Origin of the sequence: Microvirga tunisiensis (genome assembly GCF_009296175.1) — a bacterium.
Taxonomy (GTDB): domain Bacteria; phylum Pseudomonadota; class Alphaproteobacteria; order Rhizobiales; family Beijerinckiaceae; genus Microvirga; species Microvirga tunisiensis.
Map to the genome: position 1 here is coordinate 1 of NZ_VOSK01000779.1, position 1,271 is coordinate 1,271.

The following is a 1,271-nucleotide window of genomic DNA, read 5'->3' on the forward strand; positions in this document are numbered from 1 at the left end:
TCGTAGTACTTCAGGTCGAGGTCGAGATAGGGGTGGATCAGCTTCTCTTTGATGAAGTGCCAGATAATGCGGGTCATCTCGTCGCCGTCGAGCTCGACAACCGGGTTGGCAACCTTGATCTTCGCCATGATCTCACCTTGCGCTTAAGGGCTGGAACAGTCCTGCCTGCGGCAGGATGGTTGCGGGGGCTATAGCGCGGTTATGGCCGATGGGGAAGGTGGGGGCAGGGCAGGAATTCAGCGCTTTCCCGCCTGCTAAGGTATTTTGGAGTTCTTGGTGCACAAAGTTGCGCTGAACAGCGAATTGACGGTCGCTGCCTTGCTCCGGACCGGCTCCGGGGTTTGAGAGCTGAGGCCTGGTTCGCGTCGCCTACGCCGCACCGGTTGCCGTGGAAGAGCGGATGAACCGCCTCGGCTGAGATCTTTATCAAAGGTGTGGCCGAAGCGGGAAATGTGAGCTCCGGGATCAGGGGAAGACTCCGAGCGAGAGTACGCAACAGGGCGACATGACATTACGTGACGGTGAGAGATAACAGTGATATTATGACGTTATAAGCGCAGGAAATTAGGGATAATCGCGGGTCAGGGTTCCTCTTTGGGAAAATTCACCACGCCACGTGTGCTGTCGCACGGAAAGCCAAGCTTATCCGTAGTTCAGATCCCTTCATTCCGGCGGTTGCCTCAGAGGCATCGGATCCGATTTTTTCGGATCGAGGACGTCGCCGGAGGGACTTTGTTGAACACAAAAGGGAGCTGACATGCGTCTTGCTATTATTCTCGGAACGGCAGCACTGGTTCTGGCAGGCTGCCAGACGGCCGAACAGTCCATGGCCAATGCCGATTCCGTCTGTATGGAATCGGGCCTGAAGCCCGGCACGAAGAACTACGAGCGTTGCCGCAATGCCAACTACCGCAATAACGTCGCGCAATCGAACGCGGCCGCCAGCCAAGTGGCTGTCGGCACCGCCGTCGGCGTCGTCGGCGGCGCGGCTATCGGCGCGGCGGCCCGTCCGCATTACTACTGCGGCTGGGGCTGCTGGTAACAGGCCGGCCGAAATATCGGTTCGGTGTCTCAAGGCCTCTCCGGGCATGCTCGGAGAGGTTTTTCATGAGATGCCGTCAGGAGCCGTCGTGCATCGACAGAGCTAGATCCTCGACACAGTGATTTTGACCGGTTGGCCTGCCGTCTCTTGTGACGGCACTTCGAAGCGGTGCGGGATCTGCAAGTGGATTGATCCCCATTGGACGGGGCCTCGGTACCAGATGCGAAGT

General features: G+C 58.4%; 1 protein-coding gene and 1 pseudogene. One reads left to right on the forward strand and one right to left on the reverse strand.

Translation table 11 applies throughout. From position 1 onward, the window contains the following. Window positions 1-128: pseudogene (locus FS320_RS43600) on the reverse strand (NADP-dependent isocitrate dehydrogenase); the annotation flags it as partial. A 629-nt stretch (window positions 129-757) separates the two neighbouring features. Between FS320_RS43600 and FS320_RS43605 the strand changes: the two are divergent. Beyond that, window positions 758-1,042 (forward strand): hypothetical protein, encoded by a 285-nt coding sequence (locus tag FS320_RS43605; RefSeq protein ID WP_152718677.1) that lies wholly within the window; start codon window positions 758-760, stop codon window positions 1,040-1,042. Window positions 1,043-1,271: the final 229 nt, after the last annotated feature.